Genomic DNA, 14,991 nt, shown 5'->3' with positions numbered 1-14,991 from the left:
GGGGGGCCTCTTTCTGAATGGTTATCAGGCGTTTGTCGTAGACAGCACTTCGTCCAGGGAGGTGACTCCCTGCTTAACTTTCAACAGGCCGGACTGACGCAAGTCCTTGACCCCTTCCTTTTTGGCCTGGGCAGCAATATCCATGGAGTTGCCATTGGCCATGATGATGCGCTGAATTTCCTCGGAAACCGGCATCACCTGGTAGATGCCTACCCGGCCCTTGAAACCGCCTCCCTTGCAGCGCTCGCATCCTTCCGGGTTGGGGCCATAGAGTGTCCAGCTGCCATCCAGTTCTGCTTCGGTAAAGCCAGCATTCAGAAGGGTTTCGGTGGGGACATGGAGCGGGACCTTGCAGTTGCACAGACGGCGGGCCAGCCGCTGGGCGGTGATCAGGATGACGGACGAGGCAATGTTGAAAGTGGGGACGCCCATGTTCTTCAGGCGCTCCAGTGTCGTCGGGGCATCGTTGGTGTGCAGGGTGGATAGCACCATGTGGCCGGTCTGGGCCGCCTTGATTGCGATTTCGGCTGTGTCCAGATCGCGGATTTCACCCACCATGATGATGTCCGGATCCTGCCGCAGGAAGGACTTGAGGGCGGCGGAAAAGGTCAGGCCCGCCTTGTCATTGACGTTTACCTGGTTGATGCCGGCCAGGTTGATTTCTGCCGGGTCTTCCGCGGTGGAGATGTTGATGCCAGGCTTGTTCAGGATGTTGAGGCAGGTGTACAAGGATACGGTTTTGCCGGAACCGGTCGGGCCGGTTACCAGAACCATGCCATAAGGACGGTGGATGGCGTTGAGCAGGGCTTCCTTCTGTTCCGGCTCGTAGCCCAGCGCTTCGATGCCCAGCGTGGCGGAGGACGGATCCAGAATACGCATGACGATCTTTTCGCCATGCAGCGTTGGTAGCGTGCTGACCCGGAAGTCGATGGCTCTGGTTTTGGAAAGGACCAGCTTCATCCGGCCGTCTTGCGGGACCCGCTTCTCGGAAATGTCCATCCGGGAAATGACCTTGATGCGGGAAGCGACCTTTTCCTTGATTGCCAGGGGCGGATTGGCAACCTCCCGCAACTCGCCGTCGATGCGATAGCGGATGCGGTAAAACTTTTCATACGGCTCGAAGTGGATGTCGGAAGCGCCATCGTTGATCGCATCCAGCAGTATTTTCTGAATGAACTTGACGACCGGTGCGTCATCCACATCCAGGGATACGGCTTCATCGGCCTTGGCCTGATCTTCTTCTTCCGCAAATTCGAGGTTCAAGTCCTCATTGGTGAGATTCTTGAGGTTTTCTTCTGCCGATTCCGAATATTTGACGACCAGCGGTGCCAGTTTGGGCTCTTCGACAACGACGGAGTCCACTGCCAAGCCTGTCTGGAAGCGAATTTCGTCCAAGGCCCGCAAATTTGTTGGGTCAGCTATCGCTACCGAGAGCCGGTTGCCGCGCTTGTTCAGCGGTATGACGCGGTGGGTGGCGATGAGCTTCCGGTCAATGGCGCTGGCCGGAATGTTGGCTTCATCGAAAGCGCTCAGATCAAGGACCGGGTAGCCGAACGTTTCTCCTGCGAATACGGCTATTTCCTTGGCGCTGGCCCGCTTGCCGGCGATCACCTGCTCAATGAATGTCGTGCCCTTTTCGCTGGCTTGGGCCATGAAGGCTTCGGCTTCGGCCTCTTTGAGGCGTCCAGCCTGGACCATGGCGCGCGCAAGACCACTTAGGGGAACCTGAAAAGTAGCTGCCATGACTCCTGCATCTGCGTGGGTTGGACTGAAGTGGGGCGGTAGCTATGCCGTCGTTATCGGGCTGATGATGCCCGCCGCGGGTCTTTTTGTAAAGTTGTGACGGATCAGTTGCTTGGATGGCAAAGTCGAAGTGTTTTCGCACTTTTACACTCGGCAACGCAATTGCTTGGTTGCCGGTATGCGCCCATCGCCTGCCAGTACCCCCAAGGGGGCGCCTAGCTGAGGAGGGGGCGATGCCTCGCCGGCCGAGGCAGTGCCCGGCCATTGCAGCTGCGTCAGAGGCGGTTCAGCAGTACTTCCACCACGAAGCGGCTGCCGACATAGGCCATCAGGAGCACCAGGAAGCCGGCCATGGTCCAGCGCAGGGCCGTGCGGCCACGCCAGCCATAGGCATGGCGGCCGGCAAGGAGGGCGGCGAAAATTCCCCAGGAGATGAAGGCGAAGACCGTCTTGTGGTCCAGTGCCATGGCCTTGCCGAAGAGGGCTTCGGAGAACAGCACGCCGGAACCGAGGGCGGCAGTCAGCAGGATGAAGCCGACGATGATCATGCGGAACAGCAGGGCTTCCATGGTCATCAAAGGCGGCAGGCTGGTCAGGCTCTTGGTGAGGGAGCGCTGATGCAGCTTGCGTTCGGCGAACCCCATGAAGACTGCGTGCAGGGCCGACAGGGTGAACAGGCTGTAAGCCAGCATGGCTGCCATGAAATGCAGCTTGAAACCGACCGAATCGGCATGGGGCAGGACGTGGGCCGAGGGGAAGAGGGGCGGCAGGATGGCGCAGGCGGCGGCCAGCGGCAACACCATGGGCTGCAGGCCTTCCATGCGGGCCTTGAAGCTTTCCATCCAGTAGATGAAGACGGCCAGCCACAACATCAGGGAGAGGGCGAAGCTGAAGGAGAAGCGCATTTCTCCTGTGCCGAAGAGGCCGTCGTAAAGGCCGATGCCCTGGATCAGCATGGTGCCGAGAATGGCCCAGCGCTCCCAGGGTTGCATCGGCGCCGTGACCATGGGCTTGTCAGTTTCCGCCCAGCGGGTGCGCCAGAAATGGAAACCCAGCAGGGCATAAAGGGCGCTGGCCAGGTAGTGGGGCAGGAAGTGCAGTAAAATGGACGGCATTTCCGCAGTTTACACCAAGCAACCTCTTAAGCTCACCTCCTGCCCATGCTCGATAATCTGACTCAACGCCTCGCCGGTGTCATGAAGACCCTCCGGGGTGAAGCCCGTCTGACGGAATCCAATATTTCCGACGCCCTGCGCGAGGTCCGCCTCGCCTTGCTGGAGGCGGACGTGGCGCTGCCGGTGATCAAGGACTTCATTGCCGCCGTGAAGGAGAAGGCCCTTGGCGAGGAAGTCATTGGCTCCCTGACCCCGGGCCAGGCCCTGATCGGTGTGGTGCACAAGGAAATGACCCAGTTGATGGGCGGTGCCAATTCCGCCCTCAATCTGGCGACCCAGCCGCCCGCCGTCATCCTCATGGCCGGCCTGCAAGGTGCCGGCAAGACCACGACGGTGGGCAAGCTGGCCAAACTGCTCAAGGAAACCCAGAAGAAAAAGGTGCTGGTGGTTTCCTGCGACGTCTACCGCCCTGCCGCCATCGAGCAGTTGAAAACGGTGGCGGCCCAGGCCGGCGTCGATTTCTTCCCCTCCAGCACCGAGGAAAAGCCGGAAGCCATCGCTCTGGCCGCCATCGACTGGGCCCGCAAGCATTACCACGACGTGTTGCTGGTCGATACGGCCGGCCGCTTGGCCATCGACGAAGCCATGATGGCCGAGATCAAGCAGCTGCATGCGGCGATCAAGCCGGTGGAAACCCTGTTCGTGGTCGACGCCATGCTGGGCCAGGATGCGGTCAATACCGCCCGCTCCTTCAATGAGGCCCTGCCCCTGACCGGTGTGGTGCTGACCAAGCTGGACGGTGACGCCCGGGGCGGTGCCGCCCTCTCTGTGCGCCATGTGACCGGCAAACCGGTCAAGTTCGTCGGCGTCGGCGAGAAGCTGAGCGGCCTGGAGGCCTTCCACCCCGAGCGCATGGCGTCCCGGGTGCTGGGCATGGGCGACATCCTTTCCCTGGTGGAAGAGGCGCGCAAGGGGGTCGATGAGGAAAAGGCCCTGGCCATGGCCAAGAAGCTCAAGTCGGGCAAGGGCTTCGATCTCAACGATTTCAAGGACCAGATCGCCCAGATGCGCAACATGGGGGGCATGGCGGCCCTGATGGACAAGCTGCCGGCCCAGTTCGCCCAGGCCGCCGGCCAGCTGCAGGGCGGTGCGGAAGACAAGGCGGTGCGCCGCATTGAGGGCATCATCAATTCCATGACGCCGGCGGAGCGGGCCAAGCCGGAGCTGATCAAGGCCAGCCGCAAGCGCCGCATCGCGACCGGTGCCGGGGTGCAGGTGCAGGAAGTCAATCGCCTCCTCAATCAGTTCGAGCAGACCCAGAAGATGATGAAGTCCTTCGCCAAGGGCGGCCTGTCCAAGCTGATGCGGGGCATGAAGGGCATGATGCCGGGCATGCGCTGATCTTTCGCATCCCTTGCGGCAATAAAAAAGCCCCGTGTGCCGGGGCTTTTTTTTATTGGAATTGCCTGCTTGACCGGCCCTGGGTGTTTGCCGCCAATCCGCTCCTGTTGCGGGGTGAAAGTTACCATGGCTGAGAGGCAGTAAGGGCGGCCTTCTCCGGCATGGAACAGCTGGCATGCCCGTCCCTGCAGCCTTCTGGGCTAATGCTATTTATGGCCGCCAGCAGCGCGAACCCATTCCCTTCGGAGAGGGCGGTTCGCCCTCTCGGAGACGGCAAATCAGATACGTGGTTCTCTTCTCAATTGCCGTTGGTGCGCCCTAATGCAGGGCCACCTGCTCGTTGTAGAGCCAGCGCCCATGCCAGGCGCCCTTCACCAGGTTGGGGTACTCGGGCTGGCCCAGGCTGCCGTTGTAGCGGCCCAGGGCCCGGTACAGGTCGCCCCGCTCGATGTCCAGGTAATGGCGCAGGATGGTGCAGCCATAACGAAGATTGGTGCGGAGGTTGAAGAGGTTGTGGCTGGGATCGCCGATCAGCTTGACCCAGAAGGGCATCACCTGCATCAGCCCCCGGGCGCCGGCTGAAGAGACGGCATATTTCTTGAAGCCGCTCTCCACCTGGATCAGGCCCAGCACCAGCTGGGGGTCGAGCCCGGCCCGGGTGGCTTCGTAGTGCACCGAGCGCAGGAGCTCGAGGCGGCTTTCCTGGTTGGGGATGCGCTTTTCCAGCCGGTGGGACATTTCCGTCAGCCAGTTGGCCGCCGCAATCGGGTCTTTGAACGAACTCTGGGGCGGCTTCTGGTCGGCGACCGACTTGGACAAGGCAGCCTGGACGCTGGCCGACAGGGGCTCATACTTCTGAGCCCCTGCCTGCGCCGCCAGGGGCAGGCACAGGCAGCCGGACAGCAGCAGTGCCTTTAGGCGGCGCACAGCTTCCCTTGCAGCAGGGCAACGATGCCGGCGGCGTCCACCATCTGGGCTTCCGCATCGCGGCGGCCCTTGTACTCCAGCTTGCCTTCGGCCAGGCCCCGTTCGCCCACGACGATGCGGTGGGGGATGCCGATCAGTTCCATGTCGGCAAACATGGAGCCGGGGCGCTCGTTGCGGTCGTCCAGCAGCACGTCGATGCCGGCTGCCTTGAGGTCGGCCAGGAGCTGGTCGGCAGCCGCCTTGACGGCCTCGCTCTTGTGGTAGCCCATGGGCACGATGGCCACTTCGAAGGGGGCGATGGCGGCGGGGAAGACGATGCCCTTGTCGTCGTTGCCCTGCTCGATGGCGGCGCCGACGATGCGGGAGACGCCGATGCCGTAGCAGCCCATCTCCATGATCTGTTCCTTGCCGTTTTCGTCCAGGTACTTGCAGTTGAGGGCTTCGGAGTAACGGGTGCGCAACTGGAAGATGTGGCCCACTTCGATGCCGCGGCACAGGCCCAGCTGGCCCTTGCCATCCGGGGAGGGGTCGCCTTCTACGACGTTGCGAATGTCCGCCACCTGGCCAGGTTCGGGCAGGTCGCGGCCGAAATTGACGCCGGTGAGGTGATGCTCGGCCTCGTTGGCGCCACAGATGAAATCCGCCATGGCCGCCACCGTGCGGTCGGCAATCACGGGGATGTCCGCCTTGATGCCCACCGGGCCGATGTAGCCGGGCTTGCAGCCGAGGGCGGCGACGATTTCGTCGTCCTTGGCGAAGCGGAATTCGCCGATGATCTTTTCGGCCTTGATCTCGTTCAATTCATGGTCGCCGCGCAGCAGCAGCAGGGCAAAGCCACCTTCGGTGCGCATCACTGCCACGGCCTTGACCGTCTGCTCAGCGCTGGCGCCAAGGAAGGCGGCCACATCGGCGCACTGGGTCTTGCCCGGGGTGGCGACCTTGGTCATGGCTTGGCTGGCCGCAGCGCGGGCAGCGGCAGGGGCCAGGGCTTCGGCCAGTTCCACGTTGGCGGCGTAGTCGGAGTCCGGGCAGAAGGCGATGGCGTCTTCGCCGGAGTCGGCCAGCACATGGAATTCATGGGAGCCGGTGCCGCCGATGGAGCCGGTGTCCGCGGCCACGGCGCGGAACTGCAGGCCCAGGCGGGTGAAGATACGACAGTAGGTGTCGTACATGTGCTTGTATTCCCGCTCCAGGTCGGCGAAGGAGGTGTGGAAGGAGTAGCCGTCCTTCATCAGGAATTCGCGGCCGCGCATGACGCCGAAACGGGGGCGGATCTCGTCGCGGAACTTGCTCTGCACCTGATAGAAATGGACGGGCAGCTGGCGGTAGCTCTTGATTTCCTTGCGCACCACGTCGGTGATCACTTCCTCGTGGGTGGGGCCGATGACGAAGTCCCGCTGGTGACGGTCCTTGAAGCGCAGCAGTTCCGGTCCGTACTTTTCCCAGCGGCCGGTTTCCTGCCACAACTCGGCGGGTACCACGGCCGGCATCAGCAGTTCAATGGCGCCGGCGCGATCCATTTCTTCACGCACCACCTTTTCCACCTTGCGCAGTACCTTCAGGCCCAGGGGCATCCAGGTATAAATGCCGCCTGCCAGGCGCTTGATGAGGCCGGCACGAAGCATCAGCTTGTGGCTGATCACTTCCGCGTCGGAGGGGGCTTCCTTGAGGGTGGAAATGAAAAATTGGGAGGTACGCATGGGATTGAATCTTTTGACGGGCTAAAAATCTAATTCTACAAGACGACGGACCGTCATGGGATGCCGGGTATTGGCTTGTTTCCGGCCGATGGCCTTCCTTTCCAAGTATGTGGAATTGTGAAAGAATGCTTTCAACCCAATATTTGATGCAGGTTTTCCATGCTCGACCGTGAAGGCTATCGCCCGAACGTCGGCATCATTCTTTGTAACGCAAAAAACGAGGTTTTCTGGGGCAAGCGTATTCGTGAGCATTCCTGGCAGTTCCCCCAAGGTGGCATCAAGCGCGGCGAAACGCCGGAGCAGGCCATGTTCAGGGAGTTGCACGAGGAGGTCGGGTTAAAGCCCGAACACGTGCGCATCCTCGGTCGAACCAAGGATTGGCTGCGTTATGACGTGCCGACGCAATGGATCAAGCGCGAATGGCGTGGCAGCTACAAGGGGCAGAAACAGATTTGGTTTCTGTTGCGCCTTGTGGGCCGCGACAGCGATGTGTGCCTCCGGGCAACCAGTCACCCTGAATTTGATGCGTGGCGCTGGAACGATTACTGGATTCCGTTGGATGCAGTGATCGAGTTCAAGCGTGGCGTTTATCAGCAGGCGCTGAACGAACTGGTCCGTTATATTGACGCCGATCGTGGGCGGGCTCCCGGCCGCATTCGGCGCCCGCTGGAGATTGGGAATTAGGTTTTCTTTGGTTTCGCAGGTGTGGTCCGTCGTCCTCTAGTCAAGGAGATAGCAATGGTCGCGAAAACCGAGTACAAGCCGCTTCCAATAACCCGTCTGGCCGATGGGGCTGGTTATCATCAACCCACCTATTTTTCTCCCCAGCCGGTCCGGGTTGATTCCCCGGCGCTTGAAGTCATGACTGATCTCAAGCTGGTGGCTGCAGCCACTATTGAGGCATCCACCCACATTGATGTGGCCAACCAGGCCATGATTGTGCGGGGGGTTCGTTCCTTGCTGGTTGTCGACGCCCGAGGGGATGTCGTCGGGCTGGTGACCGCCCGGGATATCCTAGGGGAGCGACCGCTCCAGGTCGTGCGCAATCGGGGCGTGCGGCATGAGGATGTCCGAGTGGCGGATATCATGACGCCTCGGGATGAAATCGAGGTGCTGCATATCGGGGACGTCCTGCGCGCAGATGTGGGAAATGTCGTCGAAACGCTCAAATACTCAGGGCGTCAGCATGCGCTGGTGGTGGATTTCGATCCCCTGGGCGGGCGGCAGATGGTTCGGGGGGTGTTCTCGGCCTCCCAAGTCGCGCGCCAGTTGGGCATTCCTTTGCACACCACCGAGGTGGCGCGTACCTTTGCGGAAATCGAGGCTGTGATTTCCCAGCCGGAGGTATAGCGGCTTTCTGGTTAAGTGACGGTTCCCCGTCCTTATTAACGTGACAGGCAGTGTTCGTGAAATATTCCAAACTGTGCAGTTTGCTGGCTGCCCTCGGGCTGTGTCTCAGTCAGCAGGTCTTGGCGGATTTGCCGGCCATTCTTTTCCCTCCTCAGGGGACGGTTTATAACTTTGACGACGAGTTCGACAAGAAGCCTTGGCAGGAGGTCGAGACTCAGTTGCCGCCCGCGCCCCGGGAAGAGACTCTGATTCCCTTTTATGTCAGTCCCACTGCCCAGGGGGTGTTCAGCGTTGATGGAGCCACCATTTCAGTGGGGTCTGATGGGGTGGTGCGCTATGTGCTCGTTGTCGTGGCCCAAGGGGGGGCTCGGAACGTCAGTTATGAGGGTTTGAGATGTGATACCCGGGAGCGTCGTCTCTACGCTTTTGGCCGCCCGGATGGGAGTTGGTCAAAGGCTCGCTCCAACCAATGGGGGCTTGTGGAGAACAAGATGGTGAACCGGCACCATGCCGCGCTTTCCCGGGAGTATTTTTGTCCTGGGGGTGTGGCGATCCGAACGGCCCAGGAGGGTGTGGCTGCATTGAAGGCAGGTGGGCATCCGGATGTGCCCCGCTAGCTTTCGGCTAAGGACTGCTGAATGAGCATTGATCGCCTGATTGTCGAGTTTGATAAAGCGCTTCGAGCCGTATTCGCCCCTGCGCCGACTCGCCGCTCTGTTCCAGGATCTGATGTGCCGATGCCTGAATTGTCTCCGGAGGAGAAGCGTCACGCCGCGGCGCTGATGCGGGTCAATCACTGTGGTGAGATATGCGCCCAGGCCTTGTATCAGGGGCAGGCACTGACGTCGAAGAATGTGGTGATCAAGCAGGCGCTGGAGCATGCGGCCTGGGAAGAAACGGAGCACCTTGCGTGGACCGAAAGGCGAATTCAGGAGTTGGGCGGACGTAAAAGCTTTTTGAATCCGCTGTGGTATGCGGGGTCGCTGGCGCTGGGGGGCGTGGCGGGAAAGGCTGGTGATTCGTGGAATCTTGGATTTCTGGCTGAGACAGAACGCCAGGTCGAACGCCATCTTGATAGCCATTTACGGCGCTTGCCCCTGGCTGATCAGCGTTCAAGAAGCATTGTGAGCCAGATGAAATTTGATGAGATGAGCCATGCGCAGACGGCTGTTAGTCTCGGAGGAGTGGACTTGCCCGGTCCGGTCAGGCTTGCGATGAAGTTGTCGTCAAAAGTGATGACGGGGGTTGCCTACTATCTATGAGGTATGCCCCAGGCTCGGTAGGCCTGGGGCAGGCATTCTATGCTTCGACCACTTCAAGTTCGTGCGTGATGGTGGCTGTTTTGCCCAGCATGATTGAGGCGGAGCAGTACTTCTCCTTGGATAGTTCGATAGCCCGTTCCACTGCGGCTTGCTTGAGATTTTTCCCGGTGACCTTGAAGGCGAAATGAATTTTCGTGAAGACTTTGGGGTCTGTGGCGGCGCGCTCGGCATGGAGCGTTACTTCGCAGTCACTAACTTCATGACGTCCTTTTTTCAGGATCAGGACAACATCAAAGGCAGTACATCCTCCTGTGCCTGCCAGCAATAGCTCCATCGGGCGGGGAGCCAGGTTGCGACCTCCAGCTTCCGGGGCGCCGTCCATCATCACAGTATGGTTGCTGCCTGTTTCCGCCAGAAAAGCCATTCCATCAACCCATTTAACTTTGCATTCCACGATGAGACCTCTCCATTTATTGGAAGGGCGCATTCTAAGGGCTCTATCAGATGGCCGGGAGTGGTGCGTATTGTTGCGCCGCACAAATGCAAGGGGTGTTGGCTTGCTTCTGAGGTGGTTGTGAAATTACGAATTGGTAAATCAATTTCTGATAAATTGAATTTGATCATTCAAAACATTGGGTTGTGTTTTATACATAAACATTATCGACAAATCAAAAAAATACTGGTGCATCGCACAAAAAATTACTTGATTTCGACCTTGCCTTTAGTGATAATTAACTCAACTTGAGTGTGAGTTGTACGTAGGTTTTGGTGCGGCTCATGCTTGCAGTTTGTCTCCTCCACCCTCCTCCTTTGGTGTGGATTTAGCGCGACTCCTTGGAGTCGCGCTTTTTTTGTTGGCGCTGGATTGTGTTGTCTGCCAAGAAGGCATTGACACGGGGTGTTCTGCCCCCATATAATCCGCGGCTTTCTGTGATTAGGCTAAGGACGGCCCAGATGAAAACTTTTTCCGCTAAACCCCATGAGGTGAAGCGCGAGTGGTATGTGGTGGACGCCACAGACAAGGTGCTCGGCCGCCTCGCCACTGAAATCGCTCGCCGGCTGCGTGGTAAGCACAAGGCAATTTACACCCCTCACGTTGATACCGGCGACTTCATCGTCGTGACCAATGTTGAGAAGCTTCGTGTCACCGGTAACAAGGCCGAGGACAAGAAGTATTACCGGCATAGCGGTTACCCCGGTGGTATCTATGAAACTAACTTCACCAAGCTGCAGCAGCGTTTCCCCGCTCGTGTGCTGGAAAAGGCTGTTAAGGGCATGCTGCCCAAGGGCCCGCTCGGCTACGCCATGCTGAAGAAGATGAAGTGCTACGCTGGTGCTGAACACCCCCATAGCGCTCAGCAGCCCAAAACCCTGGATATCTAAGGTACTGTCATGGCTGAAAACTATTTTTATGGCACCGGTCGCCGCAAGAGCGCTGTTGCTCGCGTCTTCATGAAGCGCGGTTCCGGCAACATCGTTGTTAATGGCAAGCCGGTTGACCAATTCTTCTCCCGTGAAACCGGCCGCATGATCGTGCGTCAGCCCCTGGAGTTGGTTGAGCAGGTCGCTGGCTTCGATATCAAGGTCAATGTTACTGGCGGTGGTGAATCTGGTCAGGCCGGTGCCGTTCGTCATGGCATCACCCGTGCGTTGATTGCTTATGATGCTGCTCTGAAATCTGCTCTGTCTAAGGCTGGGTTCGTGACTCGTGATGCCCGCGAAGTTGAGCGTAAGAAAGTCGGTTTCCACAAGGCTCGTCGCCGCAAGCAGTTCTCCAAGCGTTAATCAGCGCTGTGAAAAAGAGCCGCCTCTTGGGCGGCTTTTTTTTTGCTTGATCCGGACTTGTTGGTAAAGATTGGGGCGTTTAAGATGGCTCGACGCTGTCCAGCGTGTTGGTTCAAAGGATTGTCGCTGGATTTGTCTTCATCCGCCGCGGTGCGCGGTGATAATCCGTTGCTTGGGAACCCATGGCCGTGTTGGCGACATCATTGATTCGTAAGCGTCTGCGGCAGCGGTTTGGGATAAGTGCGCCCAAAGTGGCTGTTCGTACTCATGTTTCCTGGTACTGGCGGCTTTTGTTGGTTGTGGCGTTGCTATCCTTGTCTTTGGCTGCTGCGGCCTGGGTGTATGACGTGGGGCGGCGCTTTGCAGGATTTCATAGCCGGGAGTCCGATCGGGAGATATCGTCTCTGCGGACTCGAACTGAGGCTCTGGAGACTGAGTTGGCTGTGCTGCGTCAGTCCTCGGCGGCGGGGGAAAGCAGTGTTCAGATTGAGCGTTCCGCGAAGGAGCGCCTTCTGCGCCAGGTTGCTCAGCTTGAGCAGGAAAATGCCAGTCTGAAAGAGGATTTGGCTTTCTTTGAAAGCATCGTGCCTGGGGTTGGGGCATCAGAGGATGGTTTGAAGATTAGCCGGTTGAGGGTGGAGCCAGAAGGCGAGGAGGGGCGCTATCGATACCGGCTATTGATTGCGATGGAGTCGGGGGCTCGTTCCAAGGAGTTCCGAGGGCTTCTCCAGTTCCACCTCAAAGTGCAGCAGGCGGGCAAAGATGTTATGATGATTCTTCCCGCCGAGGGGGACTCGGCGGCGGGGAAGTTCCGTTTGGAAATCAAGCGGTTCCTTCGGACTGAAGGTTATTTTTCTATCCCCAAAGGTACTGTTCTTAAGGGGGTAGAGGCGCGTTTGGTGCAGGACGGTTCCGTGCGTGCCAAGCAGTCCCTGTCGCTTTGATACCTAAGTGAGGAGGCTCCATGTTTGGTGGCAAGAAGAATGGTGCTAGCAAGCCCCAGAACCGTATTGATAGTCTTATTGGTGCTGGTACTCGCTTGGAAGGTAATGTTCAGTTCAGTGGTGGCCTGCGCATTGATGGTGAAATAAAGGGAAATGTCGAGGCCGCCCAAGATCAGCCGTCGACCCTAGTTGTTAGTGAGCATGCGCGTATTGAAGGGGTGATAAATGTTGCGCACGTGGTGATCAATGGGACAGTGATTGGTCCGGTGCATGCAACCGAAACCCTTGAACTTCAGCCGTGTGCCAAGGTCACAGGTGACGTGGAGTACAACAGCCTGGAGATGCAGCAAGGTGCTGTGGTTCAGGGAAGGCTGATTCATCAGTCTAATGCGAAGACTGTCGAGCTTAAATTGGCAGCTTCAAGTAACTGACGGCGGTACTAATAGGATTCAAGTTTTTAGTTTAGGAGTGCGTTATGAATGCAGTTGCTGATGGTCTGCCCTTGGTTTTTACTGATAGTGCTGCCAGCAAAGTTCGGGAGTTGATTGAAGAAGAGGGTAATGCTGAGCTCAAGCTGCGGGTTTTTGTGACCGGTGGTGGCTGCTCTGGTTTCCAGTACGGCTTCACGTTTGACGAAGTGGCAAACGAGGACGATACCGTGTTGGACAAGAATGGTGTGACCCTTCTGATCGATCCGATGAGCTTTCAGTATCTGGTCGGTGCCGAGATCGACTACTCCGAGGGGTTGGAAGGTTCCCAGTTTGTGATCAAGAATCCAAACGCCTCCTCTACCTGCGGCTGCGGTTCCTCGTTTTCCGTATAGTGCGCTTCAGTCTGTGCTCTCAAAAAAGCCTCGCATCTGCGAGGCTTTTTTGTTTGGGGTGTGAGGGGTCTTACTCCTGAAAGGCAACCATGTCGCTTTGTTTCAACATTTCCAGCTGGGCCAGAAGATCCTGGGTCTTCTGACGAAACTGCAACAGTTGCGCCGTTTCAAGTGATGGTGCGCCAGGCAACTGGACTGCTAAGGGATTGACTTGTTCGCCGCCAATGCGAAATTCATAGTGTAGGTGGGGGCCGGTTGCCCAGCCGGTGGCGCCGACGTTGCCGATATGCTCGCCCTGGCTGACCCGAGAGCCTTTACGCAGCTGGGGGGTGAAGCTGCTCAGGTGTCCATATGCGGTGGAGTAGCGACCTTGATGGCGGAGGATGATCAGATTCCCATATCCGCCTTGGCGTCCGATAAACTCCACGGTACCGTCCCCGGTGGCGCGTACTTTGGTTCCCGTTGGTGCACCGTAGTCGACGCCTTTGTGCGCTCGCCATTGTTGGAGAATTGGGTGGAGTCTGGCATTGGTGAATCCAGACGTGATCCGGGAGAACTCAAGTGGGGAGCGGAGGAAGGCCTTGCGTAAACTCTTGCCTTCCGGTGTGTAGTAGCTTCCCTTGATGCTGCTCTTCGGGTCTTCAAAATAAACGGCACGGAAGACTTTTCCTGCATTTACAAGTTCTGCAGCAAGAATTCGTCCGCTACGAATGCTTTGACCTTGGTGGCGGTACATTTCGTAGATCAGGGTGAAGCGGTCTCCCTTGCGCAAGTCTCTGTGGAAGTCGATATCTGCACCAAAAATCTCCGCCAACTGGTTGGCTACGGCGTCAGGAATTCCTGCGTCATCCGTCGCTCCATACAGCGAGCTACGAATTTCGCCTGATTTCATTTCCAGTTGGGATTGAAGAGCCAGGGGCGCTTCTCTTGTTCTGAAGGTATTGCCGTGTCTTTCGATCAGCAAGTTCTCTGCGCGATTGTTCAGTGGGAAACTGAGGAGTAGCAATTCTCCGGAGTCACTGGTGCTGGCCGTGACTAACTTGCCGGGGGCTAGTTGGCGAAAGATGGGGTGTGCGGCAGGGGTTTGCTTGATGTAATCCAGGGCTGGTGCATCGTTAACGCCGAGTCTGTTGAGCAGGTTGGCTAGGCTGTCGCCCTTTTGTACCTTTTCTTCTCTTAGATAGGCTTGGTTGCCCAAATCCAAAGGGTGGGCGAGTGCAAGCGCAAGGTCTTCTACAACGGGACGGGGGATAAGCTCGGTGGTGCTTGGCGAGGGGGGTTGTAGGCCAAATGCAGCCACCATACTGAATAGGGCCAAGGCTCCAAATACGGCGGCGGCTCCCGGATGTTTTTTTAGGTGGTAGAGCGGGCTGTGGCGAGGCAATAAGGATGAGGTGTGTTGGCTGCCGGGGTGCTGGTGCATGATGCGTGTCCTGCCCTGCTATTTTAACTGCGGCAGTCTAGCATGGTGCGCATTGCTATCCCAGTGGCTGGGTCGTTGCGTAATACGGGGTTTGCTGGAGCGGCAGCGTGTATCGACCTGTTTTTTTCAACACATGGATTTATTAGGGAAATTTTGGTTTTGTGAGTAATTCTGGGTAAAAGTTTCTATTTTTGTATTGACTGGCGTTTCTTGGCCTGTATAATTCGCCTCTCTCGCTGCTTTGCGGCGGGGGAAAGTCGATAAAAAACAATAAGTTGTTATCGACTGCCAGAGTAAGCGTAGCTTCGTTTTCAAGGTTGATTATTTTTGAAAATTGTTTGACGGCTTGTTTTTCTCTGTGTAGAATGCGCGTCTTTCGTTGCTACGGCGGCGCGGCAAATTGAGATAAAGTCTTGATTTGCAAGCTCTTTAAAAAATAGGACAACCGATAGGTGTAGGTGCTTGGTTGGGTGTTCCGGCTTAGGTCGGACAAATGAATCAAGCGCTTGCACAAAGAT

Annotated in this window: 17 protein-coding genes; 10 read left to right on the top strand and 7 right to left on the bottom strand. The window is 57.8% G+C overall.

The genetic code is table 11. The annotated features are described in order from the left end of the window. Positions 1-24: 24 nt before the first annotated feature. Positions 25-1,743, bottom strand: a complete 1,719-nt coding sequence (pilB, locus tag EV678_RS09205) for a type IV-A pilus assembly ATPase PilB (RefSeq protein ID WP_014236421.1) — start codon at positions 1,741-1,743, stop codon at positions 25-27. Positions 1,744-2,018: 275 nt separating this feature from the next. Next, on the bottom strand, positions 2,019-2,858 hold the full coding sequence (locus tag EV678_RS09200; protein WP_014236422.1) for a cytochrome C assembly family protein: 840 nt from the start codon (positions 2,856-2,858) through the stop codon (positions 2,019-2,021). Between the two features lie 45 nt (positions 2,859-2,903). Between EV678_RS09200 and ffh the strand changes: the two genes are divergently transcribed. Continuing rightward, positions 2,904-4,259, top strand: coding sequence for a signal recognition particle protein (ffh, locus tag EV678_RS09195; protein ID WP_130459325.1), 1,356 nt, complete (start codon positions 2,904-2,906; stop codon positions 4,257-4,259). Between the two features lie 318 nt (positions 4,260-4,577). On the opposite strand, the gene EV678_RS09190 is transcribed toward ffh, so the two are convergent. Together EV678_RS09190 and EV678_RS09185 are read right to left on the bottom strand one after the other, a co-directional pair. After that, positions 4,578-5,186 carry a lytic transglycosylase domain-containing protein gene (locus tag EV678_RS09190; RefSeq protein WP_130459324.1) on the bottom strand — a complete coding sequence of 203 codons (609 nt, stop codon included), beginning with the start codon at positions 5,184-5,186 and terminating at the stop codon, positions 4,578-4,580. Further along, the gene (locus tag EV678_RS09185; RefSeq protein WP_014236425.1) at positions 5,174-6,886 is read right to left on the bottom strand and encodes a proline--tRNA ligase; all 1,713 of its coding nucleotides are present in this window, start codon (positions 6,884-6,886) and stop codon (positions 5,174-5,176) included. The genes EV678_RS09190 and EV678_RS09185 overlap by 13 nt, the downstream gene beginning before the upstream one ends. A 159-nt stretch (positions 6,887-7,045) precedes the next feature. On the opposite strand from EV678_RS09185, the gene EV678_RS09180 reads away from it, so the two are divergent. Genes EV678_RS09180 through coq7 form a run of 4 tightly spaced genes read left to right on the top strand, consistent with a single transcriptional unit; the run spans position 7,046 to position 9,498 of the window. Next, on the top strand, positions 7,046-7,570 hold the full coding sequence (locus tag EV678_RS09180; protein WP_014236426.1) for an RNA pyrophosphohydrolase: 525 nt from the start codon (positions 7,046-7,048) through the stop codon (positions 7,568-7,570). Positions 7,571-7,624: 54 nt separating this feature from the next. Continuing rightward, a complete protein-coding gene (locus tag EV678_RS09175; protein ID WP_014236427.1) occupies positions 7,625-8,236 on the top strand; it encodes a CBS domain-containing protein in 612 nt (203 codons plus the stop codon). Positions 8,237-8,292: 56 nt separating this feature from the next. After that, positions 8,293-8,853 (top strand): CNP1-like family protein, encoded by a 561-nt coding sequence (locus EV678_RS09170; RefSeq protein ID WP_235832441.1) that lies wholly within the window; start codon positions 8,293-8,295, stop codon positions 8,851-8,853. A 21-nt stretch (positions 8,854-8,874) separates the two neighbouring features. Next, positions 8,875-9,498 (top strand): 2-polyprenyl-3-methyl-6-methoxy-1,4-benzoquinone monooxygenase, encoded by a 624-nt coding sequence (coq7, locus tag EV678_RS09165; RefSeq protein WP_130459323.1) that lies wholly within the window; start codon positions 8,875-8,877, stop codon positions 9,496-9,498. 37 nt (positions 9,499-9,535) lie between these two features. Here the strand turns inward: coq7 and EV678_RS09160 are convergent, their stop codons facing one another. After that, positions 9,536-9,952 (bottom strand): OsmC family protein, encoded by a 417-nt coding sequence (locus tag EV678_RS09160; protein ID WP_130459322.1) that lies wholly within the window; start codon positions 9,950-9,952, stop codon positions 9,536-9,538. A gap of 500 nt (positions 9,953-10,452) precedes the next feature. Here EV678_RS09160 and rplM point away from each other — a divergent pair, with 500 nt between their 5' ends. From rplM to erpA, 5 genes are all read left to right on the top strand, one after another. Next, the gene (rplM, locus tag EV678_RS09155) at positions 10,453-10,881 is read left to right on the top strand and encodes a 50S ribosomal protein L13 (RefSeq protein ID WP_014236431.1); all 429 of its coding nucleotides are present in this window, start codon (positions 10,453-10,455) and stop codon (positions 10,879-10,881) included. Positions 10,882-10,890: 9 nt separating this feature from the next. Beyond that, positions 10,891-11,283 carry a 30S ribosomal protein S9 gene (gene rpsI / locus EV678_RS09150; RefSeq protein ID WP_014236432.1) on the top strand — a complete coding sequence of 131 codons (393 nt, stop codon included), beginning with the start codon at positions 10,891-10,893 and terminating at the stop codon, positions 11,281-11,283. Positions 11,284-11,726: 443 nt separating this feature from the next. Then, positions 11,727-12,227: a DUF6776 family protein gene (locus tag EV678_RS09145; RefSeq protein ID WP_328590245.1), complete on the top strand. Its 501-nt coding sequence runs from the start codon at positions 11,727-11,729 to the stop codon at positions 12,225-12,227. Positions 12,228-12,247: 20 nt separating this feature from the next. Then, positions 12,248-12,658 (top strand): bactofilin family protein, encoded by a 411-nt coding sequence (locus EV678_RS09140; protein ID WP_014236434.1) that lies wholly within the window; start codon positions 12,248-12,250, stop codon positions 12,656-12,658. Positions 12,659-12,702: 44 nt separating this feature from the next. Further along, positions 12,703-13,050 (top strand): iron-sulfur cluster insertion protein ErpA, encoded by a 348-nt coding sequence (erpA, locus tag EV678_RS09135; RefSeq protein ID WP_014236435.1) that lies wholly within the window; start codon positions 12,703-12,705, stop codon positions 13,048-13,050. A gap of 70 nt (positions 13,051-13,120) precedes the next feature. Here erpA and EV678_RS09130 read toward each other — a convergent pair whose 3' ends face one another. Continuing rightward, positions 13,121-14,473 (bottom strand): M23 family metallopeptidase, encoded by a 1,353-nt coding sequence (locus tag EV678_RS09130; protein ID WP_130459320.1) that lies wholly within the window; start codon positions 14,471-14,473, stop codon positions 13,121-13,123. A gap of 311 nt (positions 14,474-14,784) precedes the next feature. After that, positions 14,785-14,991 (bottom strand): hypothetical protein (locus EV678_RS16170; protein ID WP_207222245.1); only part of this gene is annotated, 207 nt, incomplete at its 5' end.

It is taken from the genome of Azospira oryzae (assembly GCF_004217225.1).
Taxonomy (GTDB): domain Bacteria; phylum Pseudomonadota; class Gammaproteobacteria; order Burkholderiales; family Rhodocyclaceae; genus Azospira; species Azospira oryzae.
Note: the sequence above shows the minus strand (reverse complement) of the source record. Positions and strands in the feature narration are given on the sequence as shown.